The 16,883-nt window shown below is 71.5% G+C and carries 11 protein-coding genes; 4 read left to right on the top strand and 7 right to left on the bottom strand.

The annotated features are described in order from the left end of the window. Positions 1 to 443 precede the first annotated feature (443 nt). From IE329_RS20180 to IE329_RS20170, 3 genes are all read left to right on the top strand, one after another. A complete protein-coding gene (locus IE329_RS20180; protein WP_190212334.1) occupies positions 444 to 1,724 on the top strand; it encodes a ribonuclease D in 1,281 nt (426 codons plus the stop codon). 312 nt (positions 1,725 to 2,036) lie between these two features. Next, entirely contained in the window at positions 2,037 to 3,254 is a 1,218-nt protein-coding gene (locus tag IE329_RS20175) for a thiolase family protein (RefSeq protein ID WP_190212333.1), read from the top strand. Between the two features lie 2 nt (positions 3,255 to 3,256). Then, positions 3,257 to 5,383, top strand: coding sequence for a 3-hydroxyacyl-CoA dehydrogenase NAD-binding domain-containing protein (locus tag IE329_RS20170; protein WP_190212332.1), 2,127 nt, complete (start codon positions 3,257 to 3,259; stop codon positions 5,381 to 5,383). Positions 5,384 to 5,592: 209 nt separating this feature from the next. Here IE329_RS20170 and IE329_RS20165 read toward each other — a convergent pair whose 3' ends face one another. The 7 genes from IE329_RS20165 to IE329_RS20135 all read right to left on the bottom strand — a co-directional run bounded on the left by IE329_RS20165 (position 5,593) and on the right by IE329_RS20135 (position 14,792). After that, on the bottom strand, positions 5,593 to 6,027 hold the full coding sequence (locus IE329_RS20165; protein ID WP_073928925.1) for a CBS domain-containing protein: 435 nt from the start codon (positions 6,025 to 6,027) through the stop codon (positions 5,593 to 5,595). 228 nt (positions 6,028 to 6,255) lie between these two features. Next, the gene (locus IE329_RS20160) at positions 6,256 to 7,770 is read right to left on the bottom strand and encodes an ArnT family glycosyltransferase (protein ID WP_190212331.1); all 1,515 of its coding nucleotides are present in this window, start codon (positions 7,768 to 7,770) and stop codon (positions 6,256 to 6,258) included. A gap of 109 nt (positions 7,771 to 7,879) precedes the next feature. Then, entirely contained in the window at positions 7,880 to 9,805 is a 1,926-nt protein-coding gene (dxs, locus tag IE329_RS20155) for a 1-deoxy-D-xylulose-5-phosphate synthase (protein ID WP_190212330.1), read from the bottom strand. 275 nt (positions 9,806 to 10,080) lie between these two features. Beyond that, a complete protein-coding gene (locus tag IE329_RS20150; RefSeq protein WP_190212329.1) occupies positions 10,081 to 11,385 on the bottom strand; it encodes a sugar ABC transporter permease in 1,305 nt (434 codons plus the stop codon). Further along, complete coding sequence (locus IE329_RS20145) at positions 11,382 to 12,170, bottom strand: ATP-binding cassette domain-containing protein (protein WP_073928929.1); 789 nt, start codon at positions 12,168 to 12,170, stop codon at positions 11,382 to 11,384. Before IE329_RS20145 ends, IE329_RS20150 begins: the two co-directional genes overlap by 4 nt. 158 nt (positions 12,171 to 12,328) lie before the next feature. After that, the gene (locus tag IE329_RS20140) at positions 12,329 to 13,423 is read right to left on the bottom strand and encodes a sugar ABC transporter substrate-binding protein (protein WP_190212328.1); all 1,095 of its coding nucleotides are present in this window, start codon (positions 13,421 to 13,423) and stop codon (positions 12,329 to 12,331) included. 166 nt (positions 13,424 to 13,589) lie between these two features. Continuing rightward, a complete protein-coding gene (locus IE329_RS20135; protein ID WP_190212327.1) occupies positions 13,590 to 14,792 on the bottom strand; it encodes an ROK family transcriptional regulator in 1,203 nt (400 codons plus the stop codon). 360 nt (positions 14,793 to 15,152) lie between these two features. Between IE329_RS20135 and IE329_RS20130 the strand changes: the two genes are divergently transcribed. Then, positions 15,153 to 16,877 (top strand): outer membrane protein assembly factor BamB family protein, encoded by a 1,725-nt coding sequence (locus IE329_RS20130; RefSeq protein WP_190212326.1) that lies wholly within the window; start codon positions 15,153 to 15,155, stop codon positions 16,875 to 16,877. The last annotated feature ends 6 nt before the right edge of the window (positions 16,878 to 16,883 follow it).

Here is a 16,883-nt window from a genome sequence, read left to right as displayed (position 1 = left end):
CCTCTCTCCCTCCTTCGTCGGTCGCTCCCTCGCTCTCTCCCTTTCGGCACCGGCGGGCCCCTTTGGCTCGGACGCGGTCCGTACGGGGTGGGGGTCACGGCAGGGCCGTACGGGGTCGGGGTCCGTCGCGCCCTCGCGCTCTCCCTTTCGGCACCGGGCCGGGGGTGCCCCCACTTCGGCTCCGGCGGGCCCCTTCGGCCCGGACGCGGCCGGACGGGACAGGGCCGGAACAGGGCCGTACGGGGTCGGGGCCGGTCGCTCGGTCGCTCCCGTAGCTGTTCGGGCCTCCGGGGTCCGTGGGGCTTCCGGGTGGGGTGGGGTGGGCCGTTTGGGGCGATTGGTGGCGGAAGGCGATCACCCGGATTCGGGGTGGCATATCCCTGAACGCGGTCTGACCAGTCCGACAACACTCCCGCCGGCGGGGGGCGTCGTACCCTTGGGGGGTGACCGACGCCGTAGCAGCCATCCCAGAAGAGACAGCCCCGGTCCCGCTCCTCGAACCGCGGGAGGGAATCCCCCCGGTCGTGGCGGACGCGCAGGCTCTCGCCGCCACCGTCGCCGCGTTCGCGGCGGGCACCGGACCGGTCGCCGTCGACGCCGAGCGGGCCTCCGGCTACCGCTACGGGCAGCGCGCGTACCTGATCCAGCTGCGGCGAGCCGGGTCCGGCACCGCGCTGATCGATCCGATCGCCTGTCCCGACCTCAGCGAGCTCGGTGCGGCGCTGGCCGACGCCGAGTGGGTGGTCCACGCGGCCACGCAGGACCTGCCGTGCCTGGCCGAGGTGGGGATGAAGCCGCGCCGGCTGTTCGACACCGAGCTGGCCGGCCGGATCGCCGGGTTCCCCCGGGTGGGCCTCGGGCCGATGACCGAGAGCGTGCTCGGCCTGACGCTGGCGAAGGAGCACTCGGCGGTGGACTGGTCCACCCGCCCGCTGCCCGAGCCGTGGCTGCGCTACGCCGCCCTGGACGTCGAGGTGCTGGTCGAGCTGCGCGACGCACTCGAACAGGAGCTGGACGCCCAGGGCAAGCTCGGCTGGGCCCTGGAGGAGTTCGCCGCGATCGCGAACGCCCCGAAGCCGGCGCCCCGGGTCGACCCCTGGCGCCGGACCTCGCAGCTGCACAAGGTGCGCCGGCGCCGGCAGCTGGCCGTCGTCCGCGAGCTGTGGCTGGCCCGGGACCGGATGGCGCAGGACCGCGACGTCTCGCCCGGCCGGGTGCTGTCGGACGCCGCCATCGTCAACGCCGCCCTGGCCGTCCCGCTGAACCTCGCCGCCCTGCAGGCCGTGCAGGGCTTCGGGCCGCGGGTGCACCGGCGCCAGCTGGAGCAGTGGCTGGCCGCGGTGCAGCGGGCCCGGGAGATCCCGGAGGCGCAGCTGCCGCCGCCGTCCGCCCCGCACGAGGGCCCGCCGCCGCCGCGCGCCTGGGCGGAGAAGGACCCGGTGGCGGCCGCCCGGCTGTCCGGGGCGCGGGCCGCGGTCGGCGAGCTGGCCGAGAAGCACAGCCTGCCGCCGGAGAACCTGATCACTCCCGACCTGGTCCGCCGGGTGTCCTGGGAGCCGCCGGCGAACCCGACGGCCGAGAACGTGGCGGCCGCCCTGCGGGCGCTGGGCGCCCGGCAGTGGCAGGTCGGCCTGGTCGCCCCCGCGGTGGCCGCGGCCTTCGTGAAGGCCGCCACCCAGCCGGCCGAGCCGCCGGCGGAGCAGCCGGAGCTGCCCGAGGGGTGAGCGGGTCACGGATTCGACCATGACGGGGACGCCGGACGGCGTCCCCGTCGTCGTTTCCCGGCGGGCGCAAGCGGCCCGCAGGGCGGCCGCAGGCCAGGCGCAGGGCGGCCGCAGGCCGGCCGGGGCACGGTGGGTGCCGGACCTGGCCGGGTACCGGTGACGGGACGTGGCGCGGGACACACCACGTGATCGGGGCGCCGGGCCTGGGCAAGTTAGTTACCGGCGGGTAGCATGGCCGTGAAGCAGCGCCGCCCGCCTTTGTCCGCGCCGGCCTGCCCACATCATCCGTTGGTCCCTGGGAGGAGAGCCCCCGTGCCTCGTACCGCGAGGGATGTCGTCTTTGTCGATGGCGTCCGCACCCCGTTCGGCAAGGCAGGCCCGAAGGGCATCTACCACGAGACGCGCGCCGACGACCTGGTCGTCAAGTGCATCCGGGAACTCGTGCGTCGTAACCCGAACCTGCCCGTCGAGCGCATCGACGAGGTCGCCATCGCGGCCACCACGCAGATCGGCGACCAGGGCCTGACGATCGGCCGCACCGCCGCGCTGCTCTCCGGTCTGCCGAAGTCCGTCCCGGGCTACTCGATCGACCGCATGTGCGCCGGCGCGCTGACCGCCGTCACCGCGACCGCGGGCGGCATCGCCTTCGGCGCGTACGACATCGTCGTGGCCGGCGGCGTCGAGCACATGGGCCGCCACCCGATGGGCGAGGGCGTCGACCCGAACCCGCGCTTCGTCTCCGAGAAGCTCGTCGACGAGTCCGCCCTGTTCATGGGGATGACCGCGGAGAACCTGCACGACCGGTTCCCGCACATCACCAAGGAGCGCTGCGACGCCTACGCGGTGCGCTCCCAGGAGAAGGCCGCCAAGGCGTACGCCAACGGCGACATCCAGCCGGACCTGGTGCCGGTCTCGATCCGCAACACCAACCCCGACGTCGGCGAGACCGGCTGGGGCCTGGCGACCACGGACGAGCCGATGCGCCCGGGCACCACGATGGAGTCCCTGGCCGGCCTGAAGACCCCGTTCCGTCCGCACGGCAACATCACCGCGGGCAACTCGGCCGGTCTGAACGACGGCGCCACCGCCTCGCTGCTCGCCGCCGAGGACGTGGCCGAGGAGCTGGGCCTGCCGGTCAAGATGCGCCTGGTCTCGTACGCCTTCGCGGGCGTCGAGCCCGAGGTCATGGGCATCGGCCCGGTGCCCGCCACCGAGAAGGCGCTGGCCAAGGCCGGTCTGACGATCGACGACATCCAGGCCTTCGAGGTCAACGAGGCCTTCGCCGTCCAGGTGCTGGCCTTCCTGGACCACTACGGCATCGCGGACGACGACGAGCGGGTCAACCCGTTCGGCGGCGCCATCGCGTTCGGCCACCCGCTGGCCTCCTCGGGCGTGCGCCTGATGAACCAGCTGGCCCGCCGCTTCGAGCAGCGCCCGGACGTGCGGTACGGCCTGACCACCATGTGCATCGGCTTCGGCATGGGCGGCACCATCATCTGGGAGAACCCGCACTTCGAGGGTGGTAAGTGACCATGAGCACCACTGAGCTGCTGAAGCGCGCCGCCGAGCTGTTCCCGGGCGAGGTCGTCACCTCCGCGCACGTACGGCACCTGGACCTGCCCCTGCAGGCCGGCAAGCTGGCGCTGATCACCCTGGACAACGGCTTCGACCACACCAAGCCGACCACCTTCGGCCCCGGCTCGCTGGCCAAGCTGTCCGAGGCGCTGGACCAGGTCGAGGCGGAGGCCGCGGACGGGAAGATCGTCGCGGTCGCCGTCACCGGCAAGCCGTTCATCTTCGCGGTCGGCGCCGACCTCAAGGGCGTCGAGGTGCTCAAGGAGCACAGCGACGCGCTGGCCATCGGCAAGGGCGGCCACGACGTCTTCAAGCGGATCGCCGCGCTGCCCGTCCCCAGCTTCGCCTTCTACAACGGCGCGGCGATGGGCGGCGGCGTCGAGGTCGGCCTGCACTGCACCTACCGCACGGTCAGCACCGGCGTCCCGGCGTTCTCGCTGCCCGAGGTCTTCCTGGGCCTGGTGCCCGGCTGGGGCGGCTGCACCATCCTGCCGAACCTGATCGGCCCGTCCAAGGCGATCAAGGTCATCATCGAGAACTCGATGAGCCAGAACAAGCAGCTGCGCGGCAAGGACGTCTTCGAGCTCGGCATCGCCGACGCGATCTTCGAGCCGGCCGACTTCCTGGAGCAGTCGCTGCTCTGGGCCTCCAAGGTGCTCACCGGCGCGACCGCCGTCGAGCGCGAGGAGATCGACCGCGGCAAGGCCTGGGACGACGCCGTCGCCTGGGGCCGCCTGGTCGCCGACTCCAAGGTGCACGGCGCCGCCCCGGCCGCCTACAAGGCGCTGGACATCATCCAGCAGGTCAAGGACGCCGACCTGCAGGCGGGCTTCGACGCCGAGGACGTGGCGCTGGCCGACCTCATCATGAGCGGTGAGCTGCGCGCCGGCCTGTACGCCTTCAACCTGGTGCAGCGCCGGGCCAAGCGCCCGTTCGGCGCGCCGGACAAGTCGCTGGCCCGCCCGGTCACCAAGGTCGGCGTCGTCGGCGCGGGCCTGATGGCCTCGCAGCTGGCGCTGCTGTTCGCCCGCCGCCTCCAGGTGCCGGTGGTCCTCACCGACATCGACCAGGAGCGCGTCGACAAGGGCGTCGGCTACGTCCACGCCGAGATCGACAAGCTGCTGGCCAAGGGCCGGATCAGCCCGGACAACGCCAACCGCCTCAAGGGCCTGGTCACCGGCTCGCTCGACAAGGCCACGGCCTTCGGCGACGCGGACTTCGTGATCGAGGCCGTGTTCGAGGAGATGGGCGTCAAGCAGAACGTCTTCGCGGACCTGGAGGCCGTGGTCTCGCCGACCTGCGTGCTGGCCACCAACACCTCCTCCCTCTCGGTCACCGAGATGGCGTCGAAGCTGCAGCACCCCGAGCGGGTCGTCGGCTTCCACTTCTTCAACCCGGTCGCGATCCTCCCGCTGCTGGAGATCGTCCGCGCGGAGAAGACCGACGACGCCTCGCTGGCCACCGCCTTCGGCGTGGCCCGCAAGCTGAAGAAGACGGCCGTCCTCACCAAGGACGCCCCGGCGTTCGTGGTGAACCGGATCCTGCTCCGCTTCATGGACGCGATCCAGGGCGCCATCGACGAGGGCACCCCGATCGAGACCGTCGAGAAGGCCGTGCTCCCGCTCGGCCTGCCGATGTCCCCGATCGTGCTCCTGGAGCTGGTCGGCCCGGCCATCGCCCTGCACGTGTCGGAGACCCTGGCCGCGGCCTTCCCGGAGCGGTACACCGTCTCCGAGAACCTCGGCAAGCTGGTCAAGGCCGGCAAGCGCGGCTTCTACGTCTGGCAGGACGGCCAGCAGGTGCTGGACCCCGAGGTCCTGGCGCTGCTGTCGTTCGGCACCACCGTGCTGACCGAGGAGCAGGTGCTGGCCCGCGCCCTCGACGCGGTGGCGCAGGAGATCGGCCTGATGCTCGACGAGGGCGTCGTCGGCGAGGCGCAGGACATCGACCTGTGCATGATCACCGGCGCCGGCTGGCCCTTCCACCTGGGCGGGATCACCCCGTACCTGGACCGTGAGGGCGTCTCCGAGCGGGTGAACGGCAAGAAGTTCCTCGCCCCCGGCCTGGCCAGCATCCCGGCCTGAGCCTGAAGCGGCACCGTACGGCGGAGCGCCGGTGACCCCCCTCGCGGGTGGTCACCGGCGCTCCGTTCGTCCTCCCCGGCCGCCGGGCCGGGCGCCCCGCGCCGCACGGCCGTCAGGGGCCGCCGCGGGCACCGCCCGGACCCGGACCGCCCACCCGCGCCGCGGACAGCCGTCAGGGGCTGCGCAGGGGGCCGGCCGGGGCGCGGGCGTCAGCGCTTCATGTAGACGCTGTCCATGAACTCGACGATCTGCCGGTCGGTGAGGTGGTTGCCCTCGCGGTGGCCCATCGCGATGTCGGCCTCGCTGATCATGCCGACCAGCCGCTCCTCGTGGATCACCGGGATGCGGCGGATCTGGTGCTGCTCCATCTTCTTGAGCACCACGTCCATGTCGTCGTCGGCCCGCACGCAGTGCAGGTGGCCGCCGAGGTCCATGGCCTTCATCATCGCCGGGTCCTTGCCCTCGGCGATACATCGCACGACGATGTCCCGGTCGGTGATGATCCCGCTGAGCTTCTCGTCCGCGCCGCAGATCGGCAGCGCGCCGACCCCCATGTCGCGCATCATCCGGGCGGCGTCGGCCAGACTCTGGTCGGCGCGGACGCACTGGGCACCACCGTGCATGATGTCACGGGCTGTAGTCACTGGAGTCTCTCCTCGATCGGCCCCAGGGCCCGGCGCCGCAGTCCCTCACGGCCCGCACCCGGAGCTGTACGTGATGATGCGATCACCATAAGCAGCATCGCGGGAGGCGGCGAGTGGATCAGCGGGCGGCCGGTCCGGCCGGGAGCGACGGGAGCCGTGGGCGGCCGGGGCCGGGGGCAGCTGGGGACGGGGGCCGGCGGGGACGGCCGCGGGCCCGTGGGCGGCCGCCTAGCGCTTGAGGCGGTAGACCACCGTGTCGGTGAAGACGCCGACCATCTCGTAGTGGGTGTCCAGCAGGTTCTCGATCCGGGGGACGAGGAAGGGCTGGTAGGGCGCCGGGCCGGAGTCGTCCACGACGATCTCGGGCAGGCCGTTGGCGAGCAGCTCGGCGTCGAAGGTCTGCCAGGCGTCGGTGACGCTGTACTTCTCGCCGACGTTCTGGCTGCCGTCCTTGCCGCCGCTGAAGTTGGTCAGGAAGCCGGCGGTCAGGTAGCGGGTGGCCGGGCGGCGGTCGGCCAGCCAGTAGAGCTCCGGGTGCATGCCCCAGACCAGCACGGTGTCCTTGGGCGTGGTCTGGGCCGCGACGGCGGTGGCGACCTCGGTGGTGCGGTCCAGCCGCTCCCCCGGCCAGGCCACCGCGAGCACCCAGAAGGCGGTGGCGGCGGCCGTGCTGTAGATCATCACGGGCTTCCAGCGGATCGCCGAGGTGGAGACCGCGCCGACGCCGAGCAGCACCAGTGGCGGCATGAGCTGGAGGTAGTAGTGCCCGAAGAAGTGGAAGCCGACGCTGACCGCGACCACCGAGGAGAGCAGCCAGACCCACAGGTCGGCGGTGGAGCCGCGCTCCTCGCCGGCGGCCGGCAGCGGCCGGTGCCGGTACTTCAGCCAGAGCCGCTGGCCGAGCGGCAGCACCAGGCCGAGCCCCGCGCCGAGCAGGATCGCCGAGTTGCCCAGCGCCCGGCCGGCCATCTGCACCCAGGCGCCGCCGAACGAGGCGTAGTCCCCGCTGCCGGTGACCACCCAGAACAGGAAGCCCTTGGGCTTGGTGAGGATCACCGCGACCAGCGCTATCGGCAGGGCGAAGCCGAACCAGATCTTGAACAGGGCGGGCATCCACCGCACCCCGCGTCTGCGGCTGTCCTGGAAGAGCATCCAGAGGACCGGGAGCATCACCGCGCCGCCGGTCTGCTTGGTCAGCGAGCAGAGCGCCACCGCGATCCCGGCGGCCAGCCAGCGGCGCCGCTCGGCGTACCGGAAGGCGGCCACCATGGCGGGCAGCATGAAGACCTCGAAGGTCGCCGCCTGGGTGTCCTCCGGGGAGAGCCCGATGGAGAGCAGCAGGTACAGCGCCCCCGCGGCGGCGCCCGCCCGGTTGCCCCAGCGGCCGCGGGCGATCGAGGCCAGCAGGATCGCGGTGACCAGGTGCGCCACTATCGCGAGGCTGCGCAGCGGCCAGAGCGAGAGTGAGCCGAAGACGGTGAAGCAGGCCTCGTACAGCCAGGGCAGCAGCGGGGGCTTGCGGTCCACCACGGTGTCGTAGAGGACGCCGCCGTCGGCCAGCATCCGGGCCTGGGTGGCCAGGAAGCCCTCGTCGGGGCTCCAGACCGGCCGCAGGAACGACGGGATGTGGGTGATGACGGCCAGCAGTGCCAGGACCGGGACCACTCTCGTCCAGTAGCCCGTGCGTACCCGTGCGGGCAGGCGCTCGGTGAGCGCGGCGAGTCGGTGGGTGGTGGTCGGCACGAAGGACAACCTACCCGGCGGGACCGGCACCAGGAGCGCCGGTCCCGCCTTCCGTAGGATTATCGATCCATGATGTCGCGTACGGTCATCGGAGTGTCGCCCCGGGTGGTCAGGCCTCGACCCGGTCGCCGGCCAGCCGGGACACCAGTGCGGTGACCTGACGGGCGATGTCGGGGGCGGTGAGACCGATCTCGGCCAGGATCTCGGCCCGCGAGGCGTGGTCGAGGAACTCCTGCGGGATGCCGAAGTCGCGCAGCGGCAGGTCCACGTCCGCGTCCCGCAGGGCCTGGGCGATCGCCGAGCCCACGCCGCCGGCCCGGCCGTTGTCCTCGACCGTGACGACGACCCGGTGCTCGGCCGCGAGGCCCGGCAGGGCGGCGTCGACGGGCTTGACCCAGCGCGGGTCCACCACGGTGCTGGTGATGCCCTGGGCGTCCAGCAGGCCGGCCAGCTCCAGGCAGAGCGGGGCCAGCGCGCCGACCGAGACGATGAGCACATCGGCGCGGTGCTCGCCCGCCGGCTCGCCGCTCTCACGGAGCACGTCCATGCCGCCGACCTTGCCCACGGCGGGCACGGCGGGGCCGACGCTGCCCTTGGAGTAGCGGACCACGGTCGGGGCGTCGGTGACCTCGACCGCCTCCCGCAACTGCGCGCGGACCTGGTCGGCGTCGCGCGGGGCGGCGAGGCGCAGGCCGGGGACGACCTGGAGGATCGACATGTCCCACATGCCGTTGTGCGAGGCGCCGTCGGTGCCGGTGACGCCGGCGCGGTCCAGCACGAAGGTGACGCCGAGCTTGTGCAGCGCGACGTCCATCAGGACCTGGTCGAAGGCCCGGTTCAGGAAGGTCGCGTAGACCGCGACGACCGGATGCAGGCCGTTGCTGGCCAGGCCGGCCGCCGAGACGGCCGCGTGCTGCTCGGCGATGCCCACGTCGAAGATCCGGTCCGGGTAGGCCTTGGCGAACGGCGCCAGGCCCACCGGGTGGAGCATCGCGGCGGTGATCGCCACGATGTCCTCGCGCTCGCGGCCGAGCGCGACCATCTCCTCGCCGAAGACGGACGTCCAGTCCTTGCCCGAGGACTTGATCGGCAGGCCGGTCTCCGGGTGGATGACGCCGACCGCGTGGAAGCGGTCCTCCTCGTTCTGCTCGGCCGCGCGGTAGCCGCGGCCCTTCTCGGTGAGGCAGTGCACGATCACCGGGCCGCCGAAGCCGCGCGCCTTGGTCAGCGCGGACTCCAGGGCGGTGAGGTCGTGGCCGTCGATCGGGCCGATGTACTTGAGGCCGAGGTCCTCGAACATGCCCTGCGGGGCGATGAAGTCCTTGAGGCCCTTCTTGGCGCCGTGCAGGGTGCCGAAGAGCTGCTGGCCGACCACCGGGGTGCGCTGCAGCGCGTCCTTGCCCCAGGACAGGAAGCGCTCGTAGCCCTGGGTGGTGCGCAGGGTGGCGAGGTGGTTGGCCATCCCGCCGATCGTCGGGGAGTAGGAACGCTCGTTGTCGTTGACGACGATGACGACCGGCAGGTCGCGGGCGTCGGCGATGTTGTTGAGCGCCTCCCAGGCCATGCCGCCGGTGAGCGCGCCGTCACCGATCACGGCGACCACCGGGCGGTCCCTGTGGCCGAGGATCTTGTTGGCCTTGGCCAGGCCGTCGGCGTAGCCGAGCACGGTGGAGGCGTGCGAGTTCTCGATCACGTCGTGCTCGGACTCGGCGCGCGAGGGGTAGCCGGAGAGGCCGCCCTTCATCTTCAGCCGGGAGAAGTCCTGGCGGCCGGTGAGCAGCTTGTGCACGTAGCTCTGGTGGCCGGTGTCGAACAGGATGCGGTCGCGCGGCGAGTCGAACACCCGGTGCAGGGCGATCGTGAGCTCCACCACGCCGAGGTTGGGTCCGAGGTGGCCGCCCGTCTTGGAGACCTCTTCGACCAGGAAGCTGCGGATCTCCTCTGCCAGGGCGGACAGCTGTCCGGGCGTGAGCCGGTCGAGATCGCGCGGTCCCCGAATGCGGGTCAGCAGGGCCACCCGTTCCTCCTCGTACATTGTTTCGTCCGAACGGACTCGGACCTGTTCGGGTCCGACGGGCTTGGCCGCCCATGCCGGCGCCACGGACCGACGGTGTCGGTTCGTCCCGGCTGGTCGAGTCTAATGTCCGCCTGCCGGACACCGAGCGGCGCGCCCGGCGTTGTCGTGTCCCGGGACGTGCCGGGACCCGGCCCGGCGATGCCGGACACGGCCGGCGGCCGCACATGACAGGACGAGGCCCGGCACCCGATCGGTTCGGGTGCCGGGCCTCACAGTTGCTTCCGGGGCGGGCGTCAGCCTCGGCCGGAGGACTTCTGCGTCCGGCGGGACACGGAGTCCAGGACGACCGCGGCGAGCAGCACCGCGCCGGTGATCATGTACTGGATGGCCTGGTCGACGTGGACCAGGTCGAGGCCGGTGATGATCGACTGGATCACCAGGATGCCGAGCAGCGCCGACCAGGTCTTGCCCCGGCCGCCGAAGAGGCTGGTGCCGCCGATGACGGCCGCCGCGATGGAGTTCATCAGGACGTTGCCGCTGCCGAGCGCCTTGTCGGCCGAACCCTGCTGGGACATGATGAACAGCCCGCCGAGGGCCGCCATGCCGGCCGAGATCATGAAGACCGAGATCCGGACCCAGGCGACGTTGATGCCGGCGCGGCGGGCGGCCTCGATGCCACCGCCGACCGCGAAGATCTGCCGGCCGTAGGAGGTGCGGCGGAGCACGAAGTCGGTGACGATCACGATGCCGAGGAAGATCACCAGCGGCAGCGGCAGGCCGCGGCTCTGGTTCAGCATGTAGGCCGCGGCGATCGCGATCAGGGCCAGCACACCGGTGCGCAGGCCGATCTCGCTCATCGGGCGGGCCGGCAGCCCGGCCGCGCTGCGGCGGCGGCTGTCGAGCACCTGGCCGGCCAGGAACAGGGCGATGCCGGCGACGGCGAAGATCCAGGTGATGGCGATGTCGCCGTCACCGAGGAAGTAGTGGTCCAGGTCCGCGATGACGCCGTTGTTCACGACGTTGGCGGTGCCCTTGTCACCGAGCACGGACTGCTGCAGGCCGCTCCAGGCGAGCAGGCCCGCGAGGGTGACGACGAAGGCGGGGACGCCGATCTTGGCGAAGAAGAAGCCGTGCAGCGCGCCGATGGCGACACCGGCGGCCAGCGCGATCAGGATCGACAGCCACTCGTTGACGCCCTGGCGGGCCGACAGGACACCGGCGATGGCCGCCGAGACACCGGCCACCGAGCCGAGCGAGAGGTCGATCTCGCCGAGCAGCAGCACGAAGACGATGCCGACCGCGATCAGGCCGGGGCCCACGATCCACAGCGTGATGTTGGTGAGGTTGTCCGCGTTCAGGAAGTTGCCGGTCAGGCTCTGGAAGATCGCGGCGATCAGGATCAGGCCGAGGACGACCGGCACGGAGCCGAGCTCGCCGCTCTTGATCTTGCGCTTGAAGTCCGCGACGTAGCCGGCCAGGCCCGCCTCGCGCACCAGCAGGCGCGGGTCCACCGCGGGGGCGGGGGTGGCGGCCGGCTCCTGGGAGGGCGCTTCCTTGACGGCGGGGGCCGCGGTGGCCTCGGTCTTGTTGGTGCTCACTTCGCAACCTCCGCGATGCGTGCCTGACGCCGGGTCACGGCGTTCTCCGTGGCTCCGGTGATGGCGGAGATGATCTCTTCGTGGGTGGTGGACGCGACGTCGAACGCGCCGTTGTTGCGCCCGAGGCGCAGCACCGCGACGGTGTCCGCGACGGCCTTGACGTCCGCCATGTTGTGGCTGATCAGGATGACGCCGAGGCCGCGCTCGCTCAGCCGCTCGACCAGGTCGAGGACCTGGGCGGTCTGCTCGACGCCGAGGGCGGCGGTCGGCTCGTCCAGGATGACGATCTTCGGGTCGCCGACCAGGGCGCGCGCGATGGCGACCACCTGGCGCTGGCCGCCGGAGAGCGCGGCGATCGGGATGCGGACGCTCGGGATGCGGATCGACAGGGTGTCGAGCAGCTCCTTGGCGCGCTTCTCCATCGCGACCTCGTCGAGCGTGCCGAAGCGGCGCAGCTCGCGGCCGAGGAAGAGGTTGCCGACGACGTCGAGGTTGTCGCACAGCGCGAGGTCCTGGTAGACCGTCGCGACACCCAGGCCCTGGGCGTCCTGCGGGCGGTTGATGCGGACCTCGCGGCCCTCCCACTCGATCGACCCCTCGTCGATCGGGTGGACGCCGGCGATCGTCTTGACCAGCGTGGACTTGCCTGCGCCGTTGTCGCCGACCAGGGCGACGACCTCTCCGGCGTGGACCTCCAGGTGAACGTCGGTGAGCGCCTGAACGGCACCGAAGCGCTTGGAGACCCCGCGCAACGCCAGTACGGGTGCGCTTGTCAACTGAACCATCTCCTTCTTCCCGCCCGGCCTCTGTTGCACGAGGTGGGACGGCCGACGCGCGCCGACCCGGGCGCGAAGGGAGTAGTGCGAGAAATAAGGGGGTGCGCGGCGGGACGCACGCGCAGGGCCGCGACGACCCCTCGGGAGGGGCCGTCGCGGCGGTCTGACTACTTCAGGCCCGCGGCGGCGCAGGCGGCGGCGTAGTCGCCGGTGCAGATGTCGGCGACCTTGTACAGGCCGTCGGCGATGACCGTGCTCTGGACGTTGGCCTTGTTGACGACCTTCGGCTCCAGCAGCTTGGCCGGGATGCCCTTGTCGGTGTCGCTGTCGATGGTCGACGACGCGATCGACTTGACGTCCTTGCCCTGCAGCAGGTTGACCGCGAGCTCGCCGGCACTGTCGGCCAGCGGCTTGTAGGCCTTGTAGATCGTGTAGGCCTGGTCACCGGCGACGATGCGCTGGATCGCGTCGATGCCCGCGTCCTGGCCGCCGACCGGGACGTTGATGCCCGAGGACTTCAGCTGGGTGATGATCGCCGCGGCCATGCCGTCGTTGGCGGAGTAGACGGCCTGGAAGCCGTCCTTGCCCAGGCTGGTGATCGCGGTGCCGATCTTCTGGCCGGCGACGGTGGGCTTCCACTCGCCCGAGGCCTCGTAGACGACCTTCTTGACCTTGCCGTCGAGCACCTTGTGGGCGCCGGACTTGAAGAGCGCGGCGTTCGGGTCGGCCTCGTCACCGTTGATCATGACGACGTTGGCGTCCGCGGCCTTGGCACCCAGCGCCTCGACCAGGGCCTGGCCCTGGAGCTCGCCGACCTTCTGGTTGTCGAAGGAGACGTAGGCGGCGACCGGGCCGGTGGCCAGGCGGTCGTACGCGACGACCTTGACGCCCTTGTCGGCGGCTTCCTTCACCCAGGACTGGGTCGACTTGGCGTCGAAGGCGTCCAGGATGATGACCTTGACGCCCTCGGCGATCAGGGTGTCGAACTGCTGCTTCTGCTTCGAGGCGGAGCCCTCGGCGTTGCTGTACTTGACCTTGCAGTCGGGGCAGAGGGCCGCGACCTTGGCCTCGATGAACGGCTTGTCGAAGGACTCGTAACGCGTGGACGACGCGTTCTCGGGGAGCAGCAGGCCGATCGACTTGGTGTCGCCTGCCTTGTCGGAGCTCTTCTTGTCGTCGCCGGCCTTGCCGCAGGCTGCCATGGACAGAGCCATCGAGACGGCGGCGGTGGCGATGACAGCGCGACGCATCATTGCGTTCATGGTGGGGGTTGCCTCCCTGACATTGCCGCAACGCTGCGGCGAGGTGGGAGGGAGTCAACCCGCACCCGGCACATGCCGTCAATAAGTAAATCCAACCTCCGGCGGATCCAAACCCTTTCGTTATCTTCCTGAACGCTTACCCGATACCAAACGGGGTAGCTCCAAGTCAGCTCCGAGCGCCCACAGCGTGCCCGGTACGCCCCAGAGCGCCCGATTCGCCCATCTCGCTCATCACCAGGGCAAGCGCTCCCAGAACCTCCGCACGGCCACCCAGCGTGCCCGGAACCACCGACAACTGGCGGGCCGCGCTGGGGATCGCATAGCGGGCCACGGAGTCCCGGATAGGAGAAAGCACCAGCTCACCGGCCTCGGCGAGGTCACCGCCGAGGATGATCCGGCGGGGGTTGAGCAGGTTGCAGAGCGTAGCGACGCCGCTGCCGATCTGCCGGCCGGCGTCCGCGATCACCCGGCGGCAGCCCAGATCGCCCTGCTGGGCGAGCTGCACGACCTTCGACAAGGTGAGGTCGCCGCCCAGGTTGGCGTTCAAGAGATTGAGCAGGTAGCGGGAACCGACGAAAGTCTCCAGGCAGCCGCGGTTGCCGCAGCGGCAGACCGGCCCGGCCTCGTCCAGGGTGATGTGCCCGATCTCGCCCGCCGTACCGCCCGGACCTCGGTAGATCTGGCCGTTGATGACCAGGCCCGCGCCCACGCCGCTGGCCACCTTGATGTACGCCAGGTCGCTCAGCCCCCGCCCGGCGCCCCAGACCAGCTCGCCCAGCGCGCCCAGGTTGGCGTCGTTGTCCACGTGCACGGGCATGCCGAGCCGGGTCGCCAGCTCGCGGCCGGGCGCGATGCCCGTCCAGCCCGGCAGGATCGCGGTGGAGCCGAGCGCGCCGGTCTCCACGTCGATCGGGCCGGGCACGCCCAGGCCCACGCCGATCACCTTGTCCGGGTTGAACCCGGCCTGCTCCAGCAGCCGGTCGACCAGTGCCTCGGCCCGGTCGAAGCCCTGCTGCGCCGAGACGTCCACGTCGATCGGCTCGCTCTCCTCGGCCAGCACCCGGTGCGCGAGGTTGCCGACGGCGACCCGCAGGTGGGTGTGGCCGAAGTCGATGCCGACCACGATGCCCGCGTCACCGCTGAGCGAGACGCTGCGGGCCCGGCGGCCGCCGGAGGAGGTGTCGGCGACCACGACGGTGCCGCTCTCCTTGAGCTCCCGGACGATGTTCGACACCGTGGCCGCCGAGAGTCCGGTACTGCGTGCGATCTCCGCCTGTGTGAGCGAGCCGGCCATCCTGACCGCTCGCAGCACTCGTTCGAGATTCGCCCGGTGCAGTGAGGACTGCGATCCCGGTGTGTCCGTCGACATGATTCACCCTCCCAAGGGCGCGGGGACCTGACGTCCCCGCCCTTGCCGCGCCGTTGCGGCGGAGTCCGTTGTGTCAGTGGCCGGGTCACCGGAAGATGTGGATCCCTCAACCAACTGTTCACTTTCAACTTCTGAACTCTAAGCTCAGCCAACCCCTGAACGTCGCGTCAAGGCCGAACAAGGATCGTTGCGAAACCTCCGCCGAGCTCCGGTTCACCGGGGAACGGTGCGCCCGGGGGCCCACCTGTGGCCGCCGGAAAACCCGTCCCCCTTACGATGGTCCCCAATCTCACCCGCCCCAGCAGCCTCGGGCCCACCAGGCGCGGGGTCGGGACGAATTCACACACGACGGGGCATCAGATGGCAGGGGACCACCCGAATCCGGGTACAGGCGACACCTCCGGCGGTCCGCCGGAGCAGCGCGGGGTGTCGTTCGGCCGCAGGCCGGACACCGACCCGGCCGGGCTGGCCGACCAGCTGACCCAGCTCGGCAGCGCACCCGTCACGGCCCCCGCCGGGCCCCCCGCGGCGGCCGCCCCGGCCCAGGGCGGCGATTACGCCTATCAGCCGACCGCCGCGGCCTTCCCCGCCCAGAACGCCCCGCAGCAGCCCCAGGTTCCGCAGCCGGCCCCGGGCGCTCCGGTCGGGCCGTTCGACCCGTACGCGATGACCCCGCCGCAGCCCTTCCAGGCGCAGCAGACCCCGCCGCCCGTCGCCGGCGGGTACGGCTACCCGCCGCAGGCACCGGCGCCCGCGTTCCCGCAGCAGCCCGGGTACGGCTATCCCGGCCCGGCGGCGCCCGCCCCCCGCAAGCGCAACCCGGTGCTGCTGTACGGCGGCGCGGTCTGCGCGCTGCTGGTGGTCGCCATCGCCATCGGCCTGGTCGTCCTGTTCGACGACAAGGACCCGAAGGGCCCGGGCGGCGGCCCGTCCGGCACCTACAACGTGGCCTGGGCGGCGCCCAAGGCGCAGGGCGCCCGTTCGGCGAGCCTGCTCGGCATCTGGGGCAGCGAGAAGCTGATCGTCCGCGGCGACGAGAGCGGCATCAAGGCGTACAACAGCGCCGACGGCAAGGAGGCGTGGTCGCTCGCGCCGCCGGCCGGCACCAAGGAGTTCTGCTCGATGTCCTACGGGCACAACAGCAAGGGCGTCGCCGCGGTCGCCCTCAACACCGGCGACGGCGACTGCTCCACGCTGGGGGCGGTCGACGTCACCACCGGCCAGTTGCTCTGGTCCAAGAAGATCGACGCCGAGCGGGTCTACTCCCCCACCCTCAGCATCACCGACAAGGTCATCGCGGTCGGCGCCGGCTCGGCCCTCGGCGGCTTCAACGTCGCCGACGGCGCCCCCGTCTGGACCTACCAGCCGCGCGAGAAGAACTGCAGCACCTCGGGCGCCAAGGTGGCCGGCACCAGCGTCGTGCTGACCGACCGCTGCTACGGCAGCAGCACCACGACCAAGGCCACCCTCCAGGTGCTCGACGCGGAGACCGGCAAGTCCGGCGCCCAGTTCGTGCTGGAGGGCACCAACGAGCGGCTCGGCACGGTGCTCTCCGACAAGCCGCTGGTGCTGGCGATGTCCGGCGGCACCGGTGGTGACTACGTGGTGGGCTTCGACGCCGCCGGCAAGCCGATGGCCAAGATCCCGACGAAGGAGGCCGGCAGCGACAGCCTGCGGTTCTCCGACTCCTCGGACGCCTTCACCCTCAACGTGGTCAGCGGCACCACGCTGTACGTCCAGGCGGGCAGCAGCAGCAAGCCGTCCGTCGAGGCCTACGACCTGACCGCCGGCAAGAAGCTCTGGGAGCAGAACGGCGGCGGCGAGCAGGGCCTGCGGCTGGTCTCCGGGGCCGACAAGGAGGGCGCGGTCCGGGCCGTCGTCGCCAACGGCTACAGCAAGCCCGGGAAGCTGGTGACGCTCGGCAAGGCCGACGGCGCCGTCACCGAGCTCGGCCCGGTCGCCAAGCCGAAGTCCGGCACGCTGATCTACAGCATCACCGAGTTCGTGGTCACCGACAGCGGCTCGCTGGTGGCCTTCCCGAGGACCAGCACCGGCGAACCCGTCATCAGGTTCACCAAGGGCTGAGCCGGG

The sequence above is a fragment of the Kitasatospora indigofera genome, from assembly GCF_014655955.1.
Taxonomy (GTDB): Bacteria; Actinomycetota; Actinomycetes; order Streptomycetales; family Streptomycetaceae; genus Kitasatospora; species Kitasatospora indigofera.
The sequence above is the reverse complement of the archived record's forward strand: the minus strand, read 5'-3'. Positions and strand labels throughout refer to the sequence as shown.

What these genes read in the sequence shown, in the direction of transcription:
- IE329_RS20135 (WP_190212327.1), bottom strand. Translation starts at nt 14,792, where the DNA reads ATGTCGACGGACACACCGGGATCGCAGTCCTCACTGCACCGGGCGAAT.
- IE329_RS20140 (WP_190212328.1), bottom strand. Translation starts at nt 13,423, where the DNA reads ATGAACGCAATGATGCGTCGCGCTGTCATCGCCACCGCCGCCGTCTCG.
- dxs (WP_190212330.1), bottom strand. Translation starts at nt 9,805, where the DNA reads ATGTACGAGGAGGAACGGGTGGCCCTGCTGACCCGCATTCGGGGACCG.
- IE329_RS20130 (WP_190212326.1), top strand. Translation starts at nt 15,153, where the DNA reads ATGGCAGGGGACCACCCGAATCCGGGTACAGGCGACACCTCCGGCGGT.
- IE329_RS20170 (WP_190212332.1), top strand. Translation starts at nt 3,257, where the DNA reads ATGAGCACCACTGAGCTGCTGAAGCGCGCCGCCGAGCTGTTCCCGGGC.
- IE329_RS20145 (WP_073928929.1), bottom strand. Translation starts at nt 12,170, where the DNA reads ATGGTTCAGTTGACAAGCGCACCCGTACTGGCGTTGCGCGGGGTCTCC.